The following is a 16,398-nucleotide window of genomic DNA, read 5'->3' as shown; positions in this document are numbered from 1 at the left end:
TCAAAGAATTAAAATACTCCGCGTTCAAATGAATAAGGATTGTAATTCCCCTTTTTAGTCTGCAGACTTTTTATAATTTTCTTTACTTCTTCAGCTGTTTCAAAAGTAAAGTCCAATCTTAATTCATCAAAATTAAATTCTTTTATTTGATCAAGTTTCGGAATAAGATTCATAGGCTTATCCAAGTACAATTCTATGTTATCCAGGTCATTTTTCAATATTTTATACTTATCATAAAATTCTCCCTGTAATTCCTTGTACTCTTTATCAAATATCTTATGCTCAATATACATTCCCTTTAAATATCCGTATATTATCATTCCTATTTTGACTTTATCCGATTTTATCATTTTCAGCTGCTTATAATTCAACTCAGGCGATAAAAACACTGTTTCCAAATTGGGAAATTGTGAAAATAAATCCAGAGTATAATTATTAAACACGTTTAAATTCCAGTCCGAAGATTGTCCATTTATATTATTCTTTTCTCCCATGGCTACTTGATAAAGGTTTGAAGCTAAATTTGAGTCTGTTTTTATTTTATCGGTTTTATGAAGATTTTTTTCTTTGGCGACGTCATACTGCTTATGATAGATTTTTTCTATTCCCGCCTCACGACAGGCTTTTTCCTGCTCTTCATTGGAAACAAGAGCCGAAAAAATGGGTTCGGTATTGCATTTTCCTTTAAAAGTCTTTACCTTTTTTTCCTCAAGCTTTTTCCTGTAAGAGTTTACAAGTTTTTCCTGAAGCTCCGACACACATTCTCTTTTTAATGATTTCAGTTCACTGAAAGGTATGAAAGATTTTCCGTCATAATTTATTTTCAAACTGTTCAGTTCAAACGTTGTATCTCCCAGTTCTCCCAACTTTTCAGCTATCTGCTCTTTTGTAATTTCTTTTTTAGCGTCCTGTTCTATAACATTTCCTTTTTTTAAAACTTCTATTTTTTCATCTTTAAGATTGTAAATAGAAAATTTCAACATAATTTCCTGTCCTTTTTCCGCAAACAGTTCTCCATCTATGGAAGCAAATCTTTTGGACACTTTTATATTATGTATTATTCTGTCATTGATTTCTTTGGAATAATTTTTATAAATATACTTTGTTTTGTCAGGCAGTTTTCCTACAGAAACAATATCATCTTTGTCGGCTTTTTGAACTTTTTTCCCGTTTACAATAAGTTTATTTACATATTCTCCTGAAATTTTTTCAAAATCACTGTCTACAAATTGAATGCCGTCCCCTAATATAAGCTCGTCATCAATCCTGAAATTATTGCTGTTTTCTATTCTTGCCCCTAAAAAATACCCGAAATTTGAAGAATATTTAAAATTCATAAGTTTATTATCCAAGTAAAAATAACCTTTAGAATAACCTCTGTTAAACAGCTTGTAGCTTTCAGTAGGTCTAGGCTTTCCTTTCAGTATATTATCATAATAGCTTACTGTTTCGTACACATATTCGCTTGATTTTTTACGTCCTTCAACTTTTATTGCATTTATTCCTATATCTTTCAGCTTGTTTATTTCTTCTGTTTGCAATAACTGATCGTTAGGACTCAGAAAATACGCTTTATTGCCTTCTTCATCTTCAAACTTTTTTCTGCACGAATAAGCACAAAGTCCTCTATTTCCGCTTCTCCCTCCGATAAAGCTGCTTATATAACAGTTTCCCGAATAAGAGATACAAAGCGATCCCGATACAAATATTTCAAGCTCTATATCAGTTTTTTCCCTTATACTTTTTATTTCTTCAAAAGACATCTCTCTTGCGAGAACTACACGACTCAGCCCCAATTCCTTAAGTTTATTTGCTTCTACATGATTTGCCACTGTCATTTGAGTACTTCCGTGTAAAGCAAGTTTCGGAAAATTTTCTTTCAGAAAACTCATAAATCCCAAATCCTGCACTATTACCGCATCAAGTCCGTGTTCATAAATTTTACTTATGTATTTGTATGCTGCATCTATTTCTACATCTTTCATAACAGTATTTAATGCTATCAGTGTTCTTATCCCTCTCGAATGGGCATAATCTATTCCGTCAAGAATTTCTTTTATACTCAGATTTTCATTGTTTCTTCTGGCCCCGAATCCTTTAAGCCCGAAATAAACTTCATTTGCTCCCGCTTTTATTGCCGCTTCCAATTTTTCATAGTTACCTGCCGGTGCGACTATATTCATTATATTTTCTCTCCGTTCTATACTTTATATTTGTATATAATTATACAAACTTTAGTAATTTTTGGCAACTAAAATTTTTAACTGGACTATTTCATTTCTTTTTTATATAATATGAATATCAAACAGCGAAAGGAACTGAATCTATATGAATCTTAACCGAATTATTAAAAAAATTGTCTTACTTTTAATACCTGTTTTATTTCTGATCTCCTGTAAATCTATCGATCCGGCATACAAATGGTACTCTGCAAAAGAAGTAATCGCTAAATCGGATCAGCTGCAGCCCGGAGATATACTTATTTTATCCAAAAGAAACACCATCCGTTCAATGTGGGGACATGTGGCAGTTTTAAACGAAGAAAAGAAAATAGTCGAATTTCCTTCTTATTCTGCCGGCTACAGCGAAAGCCCTTTATTTGTGTGGCAAAAGATTGATAGACAAATTTCTGTATTCAGATTAAAAGGAATAGATGATGATTATAAAAATGCTTTATTTGAAGAAATAAATAAAACTGTAAATAAACCTTACGGTTTGACTTTCCACAAAAACTTTGATAAAAGGCTTTATTGTTCACAGTTCGTTTATCTCGTATTTAAAAAAGCGGGAAAAAAAGTCGGAAGAAATGTCGATTTGGATTCAAATAACGGTGGTTGGGTAATGCCTTTTGACATTATGAGGTCACCGCTGCTGGAAAATGTGATATTGGAGTAATGAGGGGGCTATCACTCCCTCATACTCCTTCTTTATCGACTTTGAAAATATGGATTTAATTTATTATAAAAAATCACAATCAACTTAATGAATGTGATTATATCAAACTTTTTAACTTCTTTCTGAATCTTTATCTCTTTTTATATAATATCCGAATCCTGTTCCTCCTAAAAATGCAAATGTTATTTTCAAAATTTCAAGTAAAACATCTTTATTTCCCGAAAATAAACATATCCCTGTTAAAATAAGGAATCCCGGAATTCCTATTATTAAACTTAATCTTTTTAAACTAAAGTCTTTATTGTTTTTATCACCGATTAACTCTAATACTTTCATATTTGCTTCATGTTCTTTTGTTTCCTGATTTATAAAATTATTTACCAATTTATCTTTATTTTCTTGAGATAAATTTTGTAATACTTCTAACGGAAGAGGTCCGGAAAACTCTCTTTCTACAGTCCCGTTTAGTTGAGACAATATTTTTGGAACATCTCTCAATCTTTCCACCATTTCAGTCTCTTTATTTTCAATCTTTATATTTTCCAATTGATTTTCATTATCTGACATAATTCAAATTACCTTTCATGGAATGACTGAATTTCATTTTTTTCTTTCCTGAAAAACGATTTTCAACCTTTAATTCTGAATTTAAAACATCAATAGTAACTTTATAAATAGGAAGCCCTATTTTTTTATTTAATTCTTCTGTTAATTTTGAAACTCTTGTATATTCTTTTAAAAATGAACTTCCATACAAATTCATATGTTTTCTATATAAAATATCCATAATAGACCTCCTAACTAATTTTATGTTAACATTATATCATAATTATTTCAAAAATCAACAAAAAAGTTCAAAAAATCAATACACACCTTTATTTTTAGTACATTTTCTATTTTCTTTCCAACAACCCCACAATCTCAATGTGATTTACTTGCGGGAACATATCCACAGCCGACACTTTTTTCAGTGTGTACCCGTTTTCCATCAAAAGCTTGCAGTCTCTCGCAAAGGTCGAAGGATTACACGAAATATAGACTATTTTCGGTATTTTATTTTTAGCTGAACTTTTTAAGGCTTTCTCATCTATTCCTCTTCTCGGCGGATCGAAAATTATCGCTTCGACACTGTTTCCTTCTTTTTTAAGCACATCAGGTAATACTCTCTCAACTTTTCCTTTAATAAATTCAACATTTTTTATATTATTTTCTTCGGCAGTCTGATTTGCAGCAATTACAGAACTTTCCACGCTTTCTATCCCTATCGCTTTTTTGACTTTAGACGATAAAGCCATCGCTATTGTACCTGTTCCCGAAAATGCGTCAATTACAGTTTTATGTACACTTTCTCCCAAAAATTCTATAGCTTTGTCATAAAGTTTTATTGCCTGAGATTTATTTATCTGGAAAAACGAATCGGGATAAATCTTAAATCTGATTTCTTCAATCTCTTCTTCCAAATACTCATTTCCTAATAAATGCCTTGTTTCTTCTCCTAAAATAACATTATTTGCTTCTTTTTTTACCGATATATAAACAGATTTCAGCGACTCATTTTCTTCATATAACTTTTCCAAAACCTTTACAAGCTGTTTATATTGAGACTTTTTGCTTACAGTAATTATAAGCATAACTTCATTTTTTTCATTATTTCTTACAATCACATGCTTAAGAAATCCTGTATTTGTTATTTCATTATAAACTTTAAATTCATTTTTGGTACCTGAAAAGCTGTTTATCTCTTTCAAAAATTTATTTATTATATCTTCGGCAATTTTTGATTTTAAAAGGCTTTCACTTGCCGAAAATGTATCATGAGATTTTTTTGAATAAAATCCTGTCATAATTTTTCCGTCTTTTTTAAAAACAGGCTCTGCAGTTTTGTTTCTGTAATTGGTCTTTATATCACTTCCGATAATACTTTCAAGCTCAATATTTTCAATATTTATTTCGCCGATTTTCTCTAAAACCTCTTTCAGCATTTCATTTTTATATTCCAGTTGTTTTTCATATTTGAGCATCCCGAAATCACAACCGTCAAAATCCTCAAAACTGACTTTTGAAATGTCATCTATTCTGTTTTTTCCCGGTTTTATTATCTTTGTGATGAGTCCTCTAGCATAAGATTTTTTTACCGAGATTATTTCAATTTCCAAAACATCGCCGGGAACACTCATCGGAACAAATATGGTAAATCCGTCTATCCGTCCCAATCCTTCTCCACCGAATACTATTTTTTCTATTTCTATTTCAAGTTTCTGTCCTGTTTTATATTTTTTTTCACTTATATCCATTTCTACCTCTTATAATTATAGTTTTCTAAAGAATACCTGTATCTTCCCAATCTGAAATATCAGGAATATTTCCTGTTTCGTAAAAATTTTTAAAAAGATTCTTTATTTCTTCTTTAGTATTTACAACTTTTCTATATATTTTTTCTCCTGTTCCTATTTCAACATTATAACTGTCTATTCTTAATTCTTCCGACAATCCGAAAATTTTCCTGAAAAATGACTGCTTAGGATATTCAGATGTGCATTGCATAAAAGGAACGCTTATCCCGCTTTTTTCATACCAGATTACAATAAAAGCATTGTCTCTTGCATTTGTACCTCTGTAAGAACTATCCAAAGTATCTATCGAATATTCAACTTCATCCCATATAGCTATTCTTTCCGATATGCTTTCAGTATTATATTTAAATAATTCATTTTCATAATATTTTTCCTCATCAAATTTAGAATAATAATTCCTACTTTCTTTAATCTTTTTTATTTTAAAAATTCCAATATATTCTTCAGCTGCAATCCTATTCCTATTTTAAGACTTTCCTCGTCTATATTGAATTTCGGATGATGCAGGTCATAAATCAAGCCTTTTTCTTCATTTCTCGTACCTAATCTGAAAAAACATCCGTTTATTTCATTTAAAAAATAACTTACATCCTCTACATCCATTCTTGCTTCTTTTATAATTTCAAGGCTGTCTTTTCCGTATAAATCGACTATATTCTGCTCGACTTTTTTTGTAATTTCCTCATTATTAATAACAGGAGCGTAGCCTTCTCTTATTCTAATATCGGCTTTCCCACCCAGACTTTCTACAAACTTAGACAAATCTTTTTTTATTGTTTCGATTATAAATGTTCTTATTTCCTTAGACATTGTCCTTATCGTTCCGAGCATATCGACTTTATCGCAAACGACATTTTCCGCTTCTCCTCCTTTAAAAGAGCCCACTGTAATCACCGCTTCTTCTCTCGGATCTATTCTTCTGCTTACTATCGACTGTAGAAATTCCAGAACTTTAGCCCCTATCAATATGGCATCTACTCCCTTTTGAGGCTGAGCCGCATGAGCCGAAACTCCGTTTATCGTTAATCGGAACATTGCCGAAGTCGCATGAGCCTTGCCATATTTTATTCCTATTTTTCCCGTTTCGATTTCAGGAGCCATATGCAGAGCAAAAAATGCATCTATTTTCCTGTTTTCATCTCTTTTAAATTTCAATGCTCCCGCTTTTATCATCCGATCGGCACCCCCGTTTGTTTCTTCTGCCGGCTGAAAGAAAAATCTAACTGTTCCTTTCCATTTATCTTTATTATCTGCAAGTATCTTTGCAACTCCCAACTGTACGGAAGTATGTCCGTCATGACCGCAAGCGTGCATTTTTCCGTCTATTTTTGATTTGTATTCCACATCATTTTCTTCAAAAATCGGAAGTGCATCAATATCAGCTCTTGTCGCCACAGTTTTTCCCTCTCCGTTATATATTGTAGCCACGACTCCCGTATTTATAACTTCTTCATATTCGATTCCGTTTTCTTTCAAAAAATCTTTTATTGTCTTACCTGTTTCAAATTCTTCATCTCCCAACTCGGGATTCATATGTATTTTTCTTCTTATTTTCACTATTTCATCGTATATTTTTTCCGTATTTTGCTTTATAAAATCGTTTATTTCTTTTGAATTCATTTCTACACCTCTTTTTGCGGATATTTTTATAATTGAATTAAATAATTCAAAATGTTATAATTTATTATAAATAAATTTAATAAATAAAGCAATAAAAAATATTTTGAAAGGACTTTCCATGAAACTGATAAAAACAAAAAAACCGAAACATTTAATGAATATATACAAACTTTACTTAAAAGCCTTTCCTAAAAATGAAAGAAAGCCTTTTCCTTTTATACTGTTAAAGCAATGGAGAGGAACAACGGAAATCCTTTCAATAAAAAACAGTACAGGAGAGTTTGCAGGACTTGCTATCGCAGCTATACACAACGATCTTGTTTTACTCGCATATTTTGCAGTTTCGAGTACACAAAGAGGAGGAGGGATAGGCTCAAAAGCTCTCCAACTTTTAAAAGAGCGTTATGCCGACAAAAAACTGTTTCTCGAAATAGAAAATACCGACACCGATGCTCCCAACATAGAAGAACGGAAAAAAAGAAAAAATTTCTATTTAAAAAACGGAATGAAGGAAATGCCTTTTATTATAAACTTTTTCGGTACAGAAATGGAGATTATGACTTATAATTCGGATATTATTTTTGACGAATATCATTCTGTTTATAAAAAAGAATTCGGAAAATATATAAGCAGGAAAGTCAAATTTGTAAGATATAAATAAAATTCCCGTATTTTCAAAATTCGTAAAGGACTGAAAAATACGGGTAATAACTGATAACTCTCTTTAAAATTTTTAACGGGAGTTTTTTGATTAAATTATTTCTCAATGTATTCAATATGATTTAAAGATTTTCCCACTATTTTTTTCACGCGTTCATTATTTATTACAATCGGAGAATCCAAATCGGAAATAACATCTTTTATTTCTCCGCTTTCCATTATGACAACTTTATCACACAAATAATAACATGCTTCAAAATCATGAGAAATAAATACATACGTCAAATTCATCGTTTCTCTCAACTCTGCAAGTAATTCGAGTATTTGTTGCTGAACAACAGGATTAAGTCCGCTGACCGACTCGTCAAACACGATAATTTCAGGCTCCAGTATCAACGCTCTGGCAATGCAAACTCTTTGCAGCTGACCGCCGCTTAATTCAGTAGCTTTACGTGACAAAAATTCGGCACGAAGTCCTACTTTTTCGAGCAAATCCGTTGCACGCTTTTTTATTTCTTCGTATGAAAGCGTTTTTTTATAATGTATTCTCAAAGGCTCAAGCAATATTTCCTCTATTGTAAATCTCGGATTTACAGCACCTAAAGCATTTTGAAACACCATTTGAACTTTTCTGTATATTTTCTTCATTTCTTTTTTGGAAAGTGATTTATATGATATTCCGTCGAGAATCATATCTCCCTCGTCTAAAGGCTCCAATCCCACAATAAGCTTGGCGAGAGTACTTTTTCCCGAACCGCTTTCTCCCATTATTCCTACACATTCCCTTTCGGAAACTGATAAATTGATATTGGATAAAATCAATTTTTTATTATAATATTTATTTACATTATTTATCATTAATTTTGTCATACATTATCACTTCTTTTTTTATATCTCGTGTGAGTTTTTCTTAGTAACAGTTCTTTACCGTAATTACTTTCAGGATTTTTAAGCATTTCGGAAGTAATTCCTTCTTCCACTATTTCTCCGTTTCTCATAATCATTACTTTTCCGCCTAATTTTTCCGCAAGATCATAATCGTGAGTAATAACTATAAGTGCTGTATTCTTTGACTGAAATTTTTTAAGCATTTCAGCTACTTTTTCACTATTGTAATAGTCAAGAGCAGAAGTAGGCTCATCAGCTATTAAAAGTTCGGGCTGCAGTTGCATCATCATTGCAAACATTACTCTTTGAAGCATTCCTCCGCTTAACTGAAAAGAATATTTTTTCATTATTTCTTCCGAATTGGGAAGATTCAACTCTTTCATTCCTGAAATCATTTTCTCTTGACATTCTTTTTTTGAAAAATTCAGCTGACTTTGAAAAAGCTCTACTGCATGAGATTCAATACTCTGAAAATCATTAAATATAGCCATGGGATTCTGTGCGATATAAGCAATTCTTTTTCCTCTGTAATTACTTCTTTCTTTTTCTATCATTGAAAGCAGATCTTTATCATCAAAATATATATTTCCTCTAATAATCGCATTTTCAGGTTTCATTCCTATTAAAAGTCTCGAAAGCATAGTTTTTCCCGAACCGCTTTCTCCGATAATAATAAGCGTTTCCCCTTTATTCAGCTTAAATGAAATCCCTTTTAAAATTTCGGTTTTATCAATTTCAGTTTTTAAAGAATTTATAATTAATCTTTCCATAATTTTTTTATTCCTTTTCCGTCAAAAGTTTCGCCTAACAGATTAAAAGCAAGAACCGTAATAAATATAGCCATTCCCGGATACAGTACGAGTCCCGGTATTCTTCTGAAATAAGGTTTTGCATCGTTTAACATCATTCCCCATTCGGCAATATTGGGCTGTACTCCTATTCCTAAAAAAGAAAATCTCGAAATCATCAAAATGATATTTCTGATATTCATCAGAGCAGCTATCAAAATAGGCTTGAAAACAAAAGGCAAAATATGCTTTCTTATTATATAGAAAGACGGTGCTCCTATAGCACGTGCCGCCTGAACATATTCCTGCTGCTTAATGCTCAAAACCATATTTCTCAAAATTCTCGCATAGTAAATCCATTCAATTACTGTTACAGCAATTATAATATTTCCTACTCCCTGACCCAAAATCCCTACAAGTGCCATCGAAAGAAGAAAACTCGGAAATGCCATTAATACATTGATAAACCACAAAAACAATTTATCCCACGCACCACCGAACCAGCCTGCTGCGATTCCTACAGGAAAACTTACACACAAAGTCAAAACTGTTATAATTCCTGATATTGTGAGCGAAAGTCTTGTTCCGTAAACCAACCTTGAAAAAACATCCCTTCCCATGTGATCCGTTCCTAAAATATGAATTTTACTCGGAAGCTGCAACTTCTGAGAAATATCGGTATATAAAGGATCATAAGGTGCTATCAGCGGAGCAAAAATTGCTATAAAAATCAATATTACCAATAATGTGCACGAAAAATAAAATAATTTACTTTTTTTCATAATACTCCTTTACATTCCCGTTTTTTCTTTTAATCTTAATTTCGGATCTATATATTTTATCATAATTTGAGTAATCTCGTTTACAATTACCGACATTACTCCGAAGAAAAGCAGCATTATTTGAATAAGCGGAAAATCTCCGGTTCTTACTGCCGTTGCAAACAATTTTCCTATCCCGGGCCATGAAAAAATTTCCTCGATTAATACACTTCCTGTCAACAAAAACATGATATTCGAGCTTAAAACCGTTACAATAGGAATTGCCGCATTTCTGAGCAAATGATTTATAATTACTTTTTTTCTTGAAACTCCCCTAATAACTGCATTTTCCACATGAGGTTTTTCCATTTGTTCGAGTATACTTTTTCTTATTAAAAATGTTGTTTGTGCTACTAGCGGTGTTACAAGGGTTATACACGGCAATATAAGATTTTCGAGTCCTCCTCTTCCCGAAACAGGAAGGATTTTCAATGAAACTGCAAATATTATAATCAATATATATCCGAGCCAAAATGTCGGAACCGATACTCCTGTATATGATAATGCCTGTACAATATAATCGATAAAACTGTTTTTATTTACCGCACTTATAATACCCAATATCGGAGCTGTCAAAAGCAATATCAAAAACGAAAATAATCCCAACTGAAAAGTCGGAACTATTGCTTCGCTTACCAAGTCGATAACGGGAACTTTTTTTGAATAAGATACTCCGAAATCACCTTTCAACAGATTTCCCACCCAGTTCATATACTGAACCGGGACGGGTTTATCAAGACCTAATGCTTTTCTCGTAGATGCCAGTGTTTCTGCAGTTATACTCACGTGAGAAGCTCTCAGATAATTTTCAACGGGATCTCCCGGCGATAATTTCACAAGAAAAAACGTTATCAGAGAAATTACCGCAAAAATTGAAAATAATGATATTATTTTTTTATCATAAAATCGTCCTTTTATTTTACAATAAGATTATTTTACCTTTTTCACTGACCATGCAGGAATTCTGTTTTCCTCAGGCATAAATTTAACTCCTTCAAGTTCTCCTGTTCTGTAAACACTCAACATAGCCTGATAACTTATAGGAATGTATACTGCCTGTTCATGTAAAGTAGTCAATACATATGTATACATTTCATTTAATTTTTGTTCGTTAGGCTCTACCAGCAACGCTTTTATTGTTTTATCCAATTGTGCTTTCATCGGTAATCCTAATTGTGCTGCGTAATCAGGATTTGTATTACTTGCCGAATTATCAGCCATTGCAGTCAGGAACGCATGAGGATCCCAAGGTGCTCCCCAAGAGAAATCGGACATTATATCGTAATTTTTTGCAGTCGCATTTTGCCAGTAAGCTTTTTCTTCCATAGCTTTTAATTCAACCTGTATACCGATTTTTTTCCATTCTCCCTGAATATACTCTCCTATACTTTTATCAGTAACTTTTGAAGAAATATAAGGGAATGAAAGTACCATTTTTTACCGTTTTTCTCTCTGATACCGTCAGCTCCTTTTTTCCATCCTGCTTTATCCAGCATTGCTTCAGCTTTTGCTAAATCATATCCATATTTTTCCAATTTTACATTTGTATGAGGAACATTAGGAGCAAAAATAGTATCTGCAGGTTTTTCTATACCGTCAAATATATTTTTTGCAATACTTTCTTTATCCACTGCGTGATTTAACGCTTTTCTTACATTAAGATCTCCCAATATAGAGCTTGTTGTATTCATAAGCAACATTCTTGTAGACATAGGGTTTGATGTAGCAGTAGTGTATTTTCCGTTATCCTGTCTGTAAGAATTGAATCTGTCAAGACTGATAAGTCCGTTTCCGTAAATCAAATCAATATCTCCCGATTCAAATTGCAATGCCAATGTTTCACTGTCAGGAATATTTTTTATAATTATTTCCGAAGCTGCAGGTTTTTCTCCCCAGTAATATTCATTTCTCACGAAAACTGCATATTCATTGTTTTTATGTTCTTTCAATACCCATGCACCTGTTCCTATAGGAGCTTTTATACCTTTCATAGTATCTCCGCCTTCAGGAAATCCTGCATCTCCAAGGAAACGAATAGGTCTTATCATTGCTAAATCATATAAAGTCGCAGTATAAGGTGTGTCCAACACTATTTCAAAAGTCAGATCATCTACCGCTCTGTATGATTTTAAATGATTAGTAAATGCAAACCATGAATGCTTAGATTTATTTTCTTTAGAAAAAATTGTATCAAAGTTTTTTACAACATTTTTGGCATCAAAAGCCGAACCGTCTGAAAACTTAACATTAGGTCTTAATTTAAAAGTATAAGTTTTTCCGTCTTCGGAAATTGTCCATGATTCTGCCAACATAGGCTTAATTTCTCCGTTTTCTCCGTATGAAACCAGTCCGTCATACACCATATCCTGAGTGATAAACTGACTCGGCAAATATTCATGCGGATTCAGATTTCCTACAGGATCCTGATTAAACGCAAGTGTAACTTTATTTTCTTTATTTGCTTTCTGTCCTTCTTTGGAATCGCTGTTAGGCTTTGATTGACAACCTAAGATTATTTCCGTCATCAGTAAAATACCGATCTGTTTCAAAAATTTTTTCATTAAGTTTTTCTCCTTTTTGTTTTTATTTTTTATTATTTTACTTCCTTAAAAATTATACTTTTTCATAAAAAAAGAACTGTTTGACAGAATAAACAAACGGTTCTAAAAAACACTTATAACTTAAGAGCTTTTGAAATTCCATTTAACCGTCTACCGCAGTCAATTTAATGAAAATTTATTATGGATAGTTATCCGACTTAAAATAAAATATTTTTTCACGGTTGCGGGACAGTCCAGGAATTCCACCTGCTTCTCTACCTCTCGATTTTTTCAAATCAGTCATAATAATATCAAGCTTAATTTTTATTTATTGCAAAATAATAATTTTAATTTAGGGAATTATATCATTATTTTTTCTTTTTTCAATAGTTTGAACATATATTAAGCTCAAATAAAAAAGGAAATACAGATGAAACAAAATCTTGAAAAAATAGACAAAATTTAAAAGTTTTTCACAAAATTATCGGATATACAAAAAAATAAAGGAAAATTTTCCTTACTAATTTTTTTTTCAAATTATACTTTAATTAGAAAAATAATATCAAATAAATGACAGGAGATGAAAAGATGAAAACTAAAAAAACATTATTTTTTCTTATTTTAATTGTCTTAATGACACAAATTTCAGTTTACATTTTTGCATGTACAGGAATTATCGTCGGTAAAAATCTGACAACTGACGGTAGCTTTATATTCGGAAGAAATGAGGATTTGGAACCTGACCATAATAAAACATTCGTAGTTCACGAAAGAAAGAAAAATAAATCAGGAGATGTATTTAAAGATGAAAGTAACGGATTTATCTATAAATTACCGGCAGAAAGTTTCAAATATACTGCCCTTCCTGATGTTACTCCAAAAGACGGAATATTTGACGAAGCAGGCTTCAATGAATACGGAGTTATAGTTGATGCTACAGTATCTGCTAAAGCTAATGAAAAAATACAGAAAATAGATCCTTATGTTGAAAACGGTCTTGCAGAATCGGCTCTCACTTCAGTTGTATTACCTTATGTAAAAACTGCAAGAGAAGGTGTTATGCACTTGGCACAAATTATTAAAACACAAGGTGCTGCTGAAGGAAATACTTTGGTAATTGCCGACAAAAATGAGCTTTGGTATATAGAAATTTATTCAGGTCATCAGTTTGTTGCCATAAAATATCCTGATGACAAATTTTCGGTTTTCCCTAACACTTTTTTCTTGGGAACTGTAGATTTGAATGACAAAAAAAATGTTGTCGCTTCTGAAGATATTGAAAATGTTGCTAAAAAAGCAGGAACATATATAGCTGAAAACGGCAAAATCCATTTGACAAAATCTTATGCTCCACCTTTTGAGGATAGAGACCGTTCCAGACAGTTTTCAGGAATATTATCATTAAATCCTGATTCAAAAATTACTTATAACGATGAAAGATATGATTTTTTACAATCAACAAATAAAAAAATATCCTTACAGGATGTTATGAAAACATTGAGAAATCGTTTTGAAGGTTTAGGATACAAGCCTGAACTTTCCAAAGCCGACAAAGGAAAAGAAGGATACAAATATCCTATAGGCAACATTAACACTATGGAATCTCATATTTTCCAAATAAAAGGAACTCTTCCTAATGAAATCGGTGGAGTTATGTGGCTGACTATGGCAGCTCCTAAATTTTCTCCTTATGTTCCTTACTATGGAAATATAACTGCTACAGACAGTTCTTACCACAATGCCGACACAAAATATAACGAAAATTCTTTTTACTGGGTAGCTGATAATGTAAACGATATTCTTGATAAATCGGACTCTAAATCACAAAATGACTTTTTAAGCAAAATCAAAAGTTATGAAAATAAAAAAATTGCTGAACAAGCCCAAATAGATAAAAAAATTGCTAAAATGTCACCTAAAGAAGCTCAAAAATTTGCAACTGAACTTGCATTGAAAAATGGAAAAGAAGCTTTTAATATGGTAAAATCTCAAGAAAAATTATTGAAAAGTAAATAAAATTCAAAAGAATCCATAAAAGATTCTTGTGAATATATAAAAAGCAAATTTTCTTTCCTTATATAATAATACTCCCGTTATTTACAGTTTTTACTGTGTTAGCGGGAGTATTTTAAAATAAAAAATATCATTTGAATTAATTCTCATTAAATACATATTTGTAAATTGCTTTTGCGACACCATCATTTTCATTTGTATCAGTAATAAATTTTGCAGCTTTTTTTGCAGCTTCTGTTCCGTTTGCCATTGCTATTCCGAAACCTGCATATTCAAGCATTTCTATGTCATTATTTCCATCACCTAAAGCCATAACTTCACTTTTATCAATTCCCAAACGATTGGCAAAATCTTTTAAGGCTGTTCCTTTATTCACTCCTAAAGGCATTGCTTCCAAAATACTTACCTGACTTCTGACAAATTCATATAATTTTTTCATGTTTTCAGGGATATTTTTCTGAAATCTGTCAACTTCTTCGGGATCTCCCACATACATACCTTTAAATATAGTATATTTTCCGCTTACTGCTTCTTCCAAATCAATTTCCGTAATAGGAACATACACGAAATTTCCGTCACGTACAGTATATTCGTTAGGCTTTCCTACACAAAAATAATGTTTCTCATCAAATAAAGTAAAATCAAAATTATATCCTTTACCGAAATTATATAGATCAATAATTTCTTCTTTCGTTAAAGTGTGAGAATCAACCAGACTCCAGTTTTTAGTTTCTCTTATTTCACAGCCGTTATTCAGAATTACATATTCTTCCTCATCAAAATCAAGTTCTTTATACAGTGGTTCTACTCCGAATAAAGGACGTCCCGTGCATAATACAATTTTTATTCCTTCCTGAGCTGCCCTTTTTATTGCTTTTTTCTGTGCTTCCACAATATGTTTATTGTTATTTAACAATGTTCCGTCCATATCCAAAGCTATTAATTTAATCATAAGATTTACTCCTCTTTTTTATTATTTCAGTTCAGTATATCATATGATTTTACTTTTTAAAAGAAAAAGTATAATTCAATACATTTATACTCGATAAAAAAGTACTTTTTACAAAAACTGTCGACTATAATCGACAAAAATTATTTCTTTATAATTTTATCGGTTATAATCGACAGAATAATCGATTTAATTAAAATTACTTTTTATACAAAATTATTAATTTTATGCTTCTTTCTTAGCCATCATATCTTTGACTTTCATAAGTCTTGTGATACTTCCACGCTCATTTTCGTCAAGTTTCATCTGGATAAATCTTATTGTTTCCTGAAGTTGCGGTATTGTCATGTATTCCAACGCATTTACACGGCGTCTTGTCTTTTCGACTTCATCTGCCATAAGCTGACATGCCTTTTCCACTTCAGCCAATTCGAGCAACTTATCCATTACTTTACTTAATCCGTCAATAGCATCATCCAAATCGGCTGATGTCTGAGCATATCCGTAAGGATATATAGAAGCAGACTTTCCTTCACTATTTTTTATAAAATTCATTTGAGGCACGTGGACACTCATTATATTTTTTTTCTTAATTTCCACTCCTATTTCCTCATTTGAATAAATAATAGCATTTTCAAGCATTTCATCGGACATTACTCCTCTTGCAAGTAAGAAATCCTTGAATGAATCCTGTATTTTCCCTTCGACTTCTTCACGAAGTTTTTTATTCATTTTTATCATGTCTATAAACTGTCTCATCAGTTCGTCCTGCTTGTCTTTGAGAAGTTTATGCCCTCTGACTGCAGTTTTCAGCCTTATTTTAAGCTTTGTCAGCTCCATTCGGGTAGGATTTATATTTAATTTTGCCAT

Annotated in this window: 17 protein-coding genes and 1 riboswitch; of the genes, 3 read left to right on the top strand and 14 right to left on the bottom strand. The window is 31.8% G+C overall.

Annotated features, from left to right (window positions below):
- Nucleotides 1-8: 8 nt before the first annotated feature.
- On the bottom strand, nt 9-2,183 hold the full coding sequence (locus FVE72_RS05055; protein WP_026737504.1) for a peptidase U32 family protein: 2,175 nt from the start codon (nt 2,181-2,183) through the stop codon (nt 9-11).
- 145 nt (nt 2,184-2,328) lie between these two features.
- Between FVE72_RS05055 and FVE72_RS05050 the strand changes: the two genes are divergently transcribed.
- Nucleotides 2,329-2,895, top strand: a complete 567-nt coding sequence (locus tag FVE72_RS05050; RefSeq protein ID WP_006807307.1) for a YiiX/YebB-like N1pC/P60 family cysteine hydrolase — start codon at nt 2,329-2,331, stop codon at nt 2,893-2,895.
- A gap of 111 nt (nt 2,896-3,006) precedes the next feature.
- Here FVE72_RS05050 and FVE72_RS05045 read toward each other — a convergent pair whose 3' ends face one another.
- The 5 genes from FVE72_RS05045 to FVE72_RS05025 all read right to left on the bottom strand — a co-directional run bounded on the left by FVE72_RS05045 (nt 3,007) and on the right by FVE72_RS05025 (nt 6,869).
- The gene (locus tag FVE72_RS05045) at nt 3,007-3,462 is read right to left on the bottom strand and encodes a hypothetical protein (RefSeq protein ID WP_006807319.1); all 456 of its coding nucleotides are present in this window, start codon (nt 3,460-3,462) and stop codon (nt 3,007-3,009) included.
- A complete protein-coding gene (locus FVE72_RS05040; protein ID WP_006807349.1) occupies nt 3,452-3,682 on the bottom strand; it encodes a hypothetical protein in 231 nt (76 codons plus the stop codon). Before FVE72_RS05040 ends, FVE72_RS05045 begins: the two co-directional genes overlap by 11 nt.
- Before the next feature lie 106 nt (nt 3,683-3,788).
- A complete protein-coding gene (gene rlmD / locus FVE72_RS05035; RefSeq protein ID WP_026737503.1) occupies nt 3,789-5,189 on the bottom strand; it encodes a 23S rRNA (uracil(1939)-C(5))-methyltransferase RlmD in 1,401 nt (466 codons plus the stop codon).
- A gap of 25 nt (nt 5,190-5,214) precedes the next feature.
- Complete coding sequence (locus FVE72_RS05030; protein ID WP_026737502.1) at nt 5,215-5,526, bottom strand: hypothetical protein; 312 nt, start codon at nt 5,524-5,526, stop codon at nt 5,215-5,217.
- Between the two features lie 140 nt (nt 5,527-5,666).
- Nucleotides 5,667-6,869: a M20 metallopeptidase family protein gene (locus tag FVE72_RS05025; RefSeq protein WP_026737501.1), complete on the bottom strand. Its 1,203-nt coding sequence runs from the start codon at nt 6,867-6,869 to the stop codon at nt 5,667-5,669.
- Between the two features lie 118 nt (nt 6,870-6,987).
- On the opposite strand from FVE72_RS05025, the gene FVE72_RS05020 reads away from it, so the two are divergent.
- A complete protein-coding gene (locus FVE72_RS05020) occupies nt 6,988-7,530 on the top strand; it encodes a GNAT family N-acetyltransferase (protein WP_051411750.1) in 543 nt (180 codons plus the stop codon).
- A 95-nt stretch (nt 7,531-7,625) separates the two neighbouring features.
- On the opposite strand, the gene FVE72_RS05015 is transcribed toward FVE72_RS05020, so the two are convergent.
- Genes FVE72_RS05015 through nikA form a run of 6 tightly spaced genes read right to left on the bottom strand, consistent with a single transcriptional unit; the run spans nt 7,626 to nt 12,587 of the window.
- Nucleotides 7,626-8,399, bottom strand: a complete 774-nt coding sequence (locus FVE72_RS05015; RefSeq protein WP_026737500.1) for an ABC transporter ATP-binding protein — start codon at nt 8,397-8,399, stop codon at nt 7,626-7,628.
- Entirely contained in the window at nt 8,396-9,187 is a 792-nt protein-coding gene (locus FVE72_RS05010; RefSeq protein WP_026737499.1) for an ATP-binding cassette domain-containing protein, read from the bottom strand. The genes FVE72_RS05015 and FVE72_RS05010 overlap by 4 nt, the downstream gene beginning before the upstream one ends.
- The gene (locus tag FVE72_RS05005; RefSeq protein ID WP_026737498.1) at nt 9,175-9,987 is read right to left on the bottom strand and encodes an ABC transporter permease; all 813 of its coding nucleotides are present in this window, start codon (nt 9,985-9,987) and stop codon (nt 9,175-9,177) included. The genes FVE72_RS05010 and FVE72_RS05005 overlap by 13 nt, the downstream gene beginning before the upstream one ends.
- A 9-nt stretch (nt 9,988-9,996) precedes the next feature.
- Nucleotides 9,997-10,944, bottom strand: a complete 948-nt coding sequence (locus FVE72_RS05000) for an ABC transporter permease (RefSeq protein WP_036056090.1) — start codon at nt 10,942-10,944, stop codon at nt 9,997-9,999.
- 12 nt (nt 10,945-10,956) lie between these two features.
- Nucleotides 10,957-11,460, bottom strand: coding sequence for an ABC transporter substrate-binding protein (locus FVE72_RS11640; protein WP_373920381.1), 504 nt, complete (start codon nt 11,458-11,460; stop codon nt 10,957-10,959).
- Nucleotides 11,409-12,587: a nickel ABC transporter substrate-binding protein gene (gene nikA / locus FVE72_RS04995; protein WP_373920380.1), complete on the bottom strand. Its 1,179-nt coding sequence runs from the start codon at nt 12,585-12,587 to the stop codon at nt 11,409-11,411. The genes FVE72_RS11640 and nikA overlap by 52 nt, the downstream gene beginning before the upstream one ends.
- Before the next feature lie 165 nt (nt 12,588-12,752).
- Nucleotides 12,753-12,886: riboswitch (cobalamin riboswitch) on the bottom strand.
- Between the two features lie 268 nt (nt 12,887-13,154).
- Here nikA and FVE72_RS04990 point away from each other — a divergent pair.
- Nucleotides 13,155-14,582 carry a C69 family dipeptidase gene (locus FVE72_RS04990; protein ID WP_026737496.1) on the top strand — a complete coding sequence of 476 codons (1,428 nt, stop codon included), beginning with the start codon at nt 13,155-13,157 and terminating at the stop codon, nt 14,580-14,582.
- Between the two features lie 136 nt (nt 14,583-14,718).
- Here FVE72_RS04990 and FVE72_RS04985 read toward each other — a convergent pair whose 3' ends face one another.
- Complete coding sequence (locus FVE72_RS04985) at nt 14,719-15,531, bottom strand: Cof-type HAD-IIB family hydrolase (RefSeq protein WP_026737495.1); 813 nt, start codon at nt 15,529-15,531, stop codon at nt 14,719-14,721.
- Nucleotides 15,532-15,753: 222 nt separating this feature from the next.
- On the bottom strand, nt 15,754-16,398 hold the full coding sequence (locus FVE72_RS04980) for a V-type ATP synthase subunit D (protein WP_026737494.1): 645 nt from the start codon (nt 16,396-16,398) through the stop codon (nt 15,754-15,756).

It is taken from the genome of Pseudoleptotrichia goodfellowii (assembly GCF_007990505.1).
Taxonomy (GTDB): Bacteria; Fusobacteriota; Fusobacteriia; order Fusobacteriales; family Leptotrichiaceae; genus Pseudoleptotrichia; species Pseudoleptotrichia goodfellowii.
Note: the sequence above shows the minus strand (reverse complement) of the source record. Positions and strands in the feature narration are given on the sequence as shown.

Excerpts from the sequence above, each read along its gene's own strand:
- FVE72_RS05055 (WP_026737504.1), bottom strand. The coding sequence starts at position 2,183 with ATGAATATAGTCGCACCGGCAGGTAACTATGAAAAATTGGAAGCGGCA.
- FVE72_RS05050 (WP_006807307.1), top strand. The coding sequence starts at position 2,329 with ATGAATCTTAACCGAATTATTAAAAAAATTGTCTTACTTTTAATACCT.
- FVE72_RS05045 (WP_006807319.1), bottom strand. The coding sequence starts at position 3,462 with ATGTCAGATAATGAAAATCAATTGGAAAATATAAAGATTGAAAATAAA.
- FVE72_RS05040 (WP_006807349.1), bottom strand. The coding sequence starts at position 3,682 with ATGGATATTTTATATAGAAAACATATGAATTTGTATGGAAGTTCATTT.
- rlmD (WP_026737503.1), bottom strand. The coding sequence starts at position 5,189 with ATGGATATAAGTGAAAAAAAATATAAAACAGGACAGAAACTTGAAATA.
- FVE72_RS05025 (WP_026737501.1), bottom strand. The coding sequence starts at position 6,869 with ATGAATTCAAAAGAAATAAACGATTTTATAAAGCAAAATACGGAAAAA.
- FVE72_RS05020 (WP_051411750.1), top strand. The coding sequence starts at position 6,988 with ATGAAACTGATAAAAACAAAAAAACCGAAACATTTAATGAATATATAC.
- FVE72_RS05015 (WP_026737500.1), bottom strand. The coding sequence starts at position 8,399 with ATGACAAAATTAATGATAAATAATGTAAATAAATATTATAATAAAAAA.
- FVE72_RS05010 (WP_026737499.1), bottom strand. The coding sequence starts at position 9,187 with ATGGAAAGATTAATTATAAATTCTTTAAAAACTGAAATTGATAAAACC.
- FVE72_RS05005 (WP_026737498.1), bottom strand. The coding sequence starts at position 9,987 with ATGAAAAAAAGTAAATTATTTTATTTTTCGTGCACATTATTGGTAATA.
- FVE72_RS11640 (WP_373920381.1), bottom strand. The coding sequence starts at position 11,460 with ATGGTACTTTCATTCCCTTATATTTCTTCAAAAGTTACTGATAAAAGT.
- nikA (WP_373920380.1), bottom strand. The coding sequence starts at position 12,587 with ATGAAAAAATTTTTGAAACAGATCGGTATTTTACTGATGACGGAAATA.
- FVE72_RS04990 (WP_026737496.1), top strand. The coding sequence starts at position 13,155 with ATGAAAACTAAAAAAACATTATTTTTTCTTATTTTAATTGTCTTAATG.
- FVE72_RS04985 (WP_026737495.1), bottom strand. The coding sequence starts at position 15,531 with ATGATTAAATTAATAGCTTTGGATATGGACGGAACATTGTTAAATAAC.
- FVE72_RS04980 (WP_026737494.1), bottom strand. The coding sequence starts at position 16,398 with ATGGCAAAATTAAATATAAATCCTACCCGAATGGAGCTGACAAAGCTT.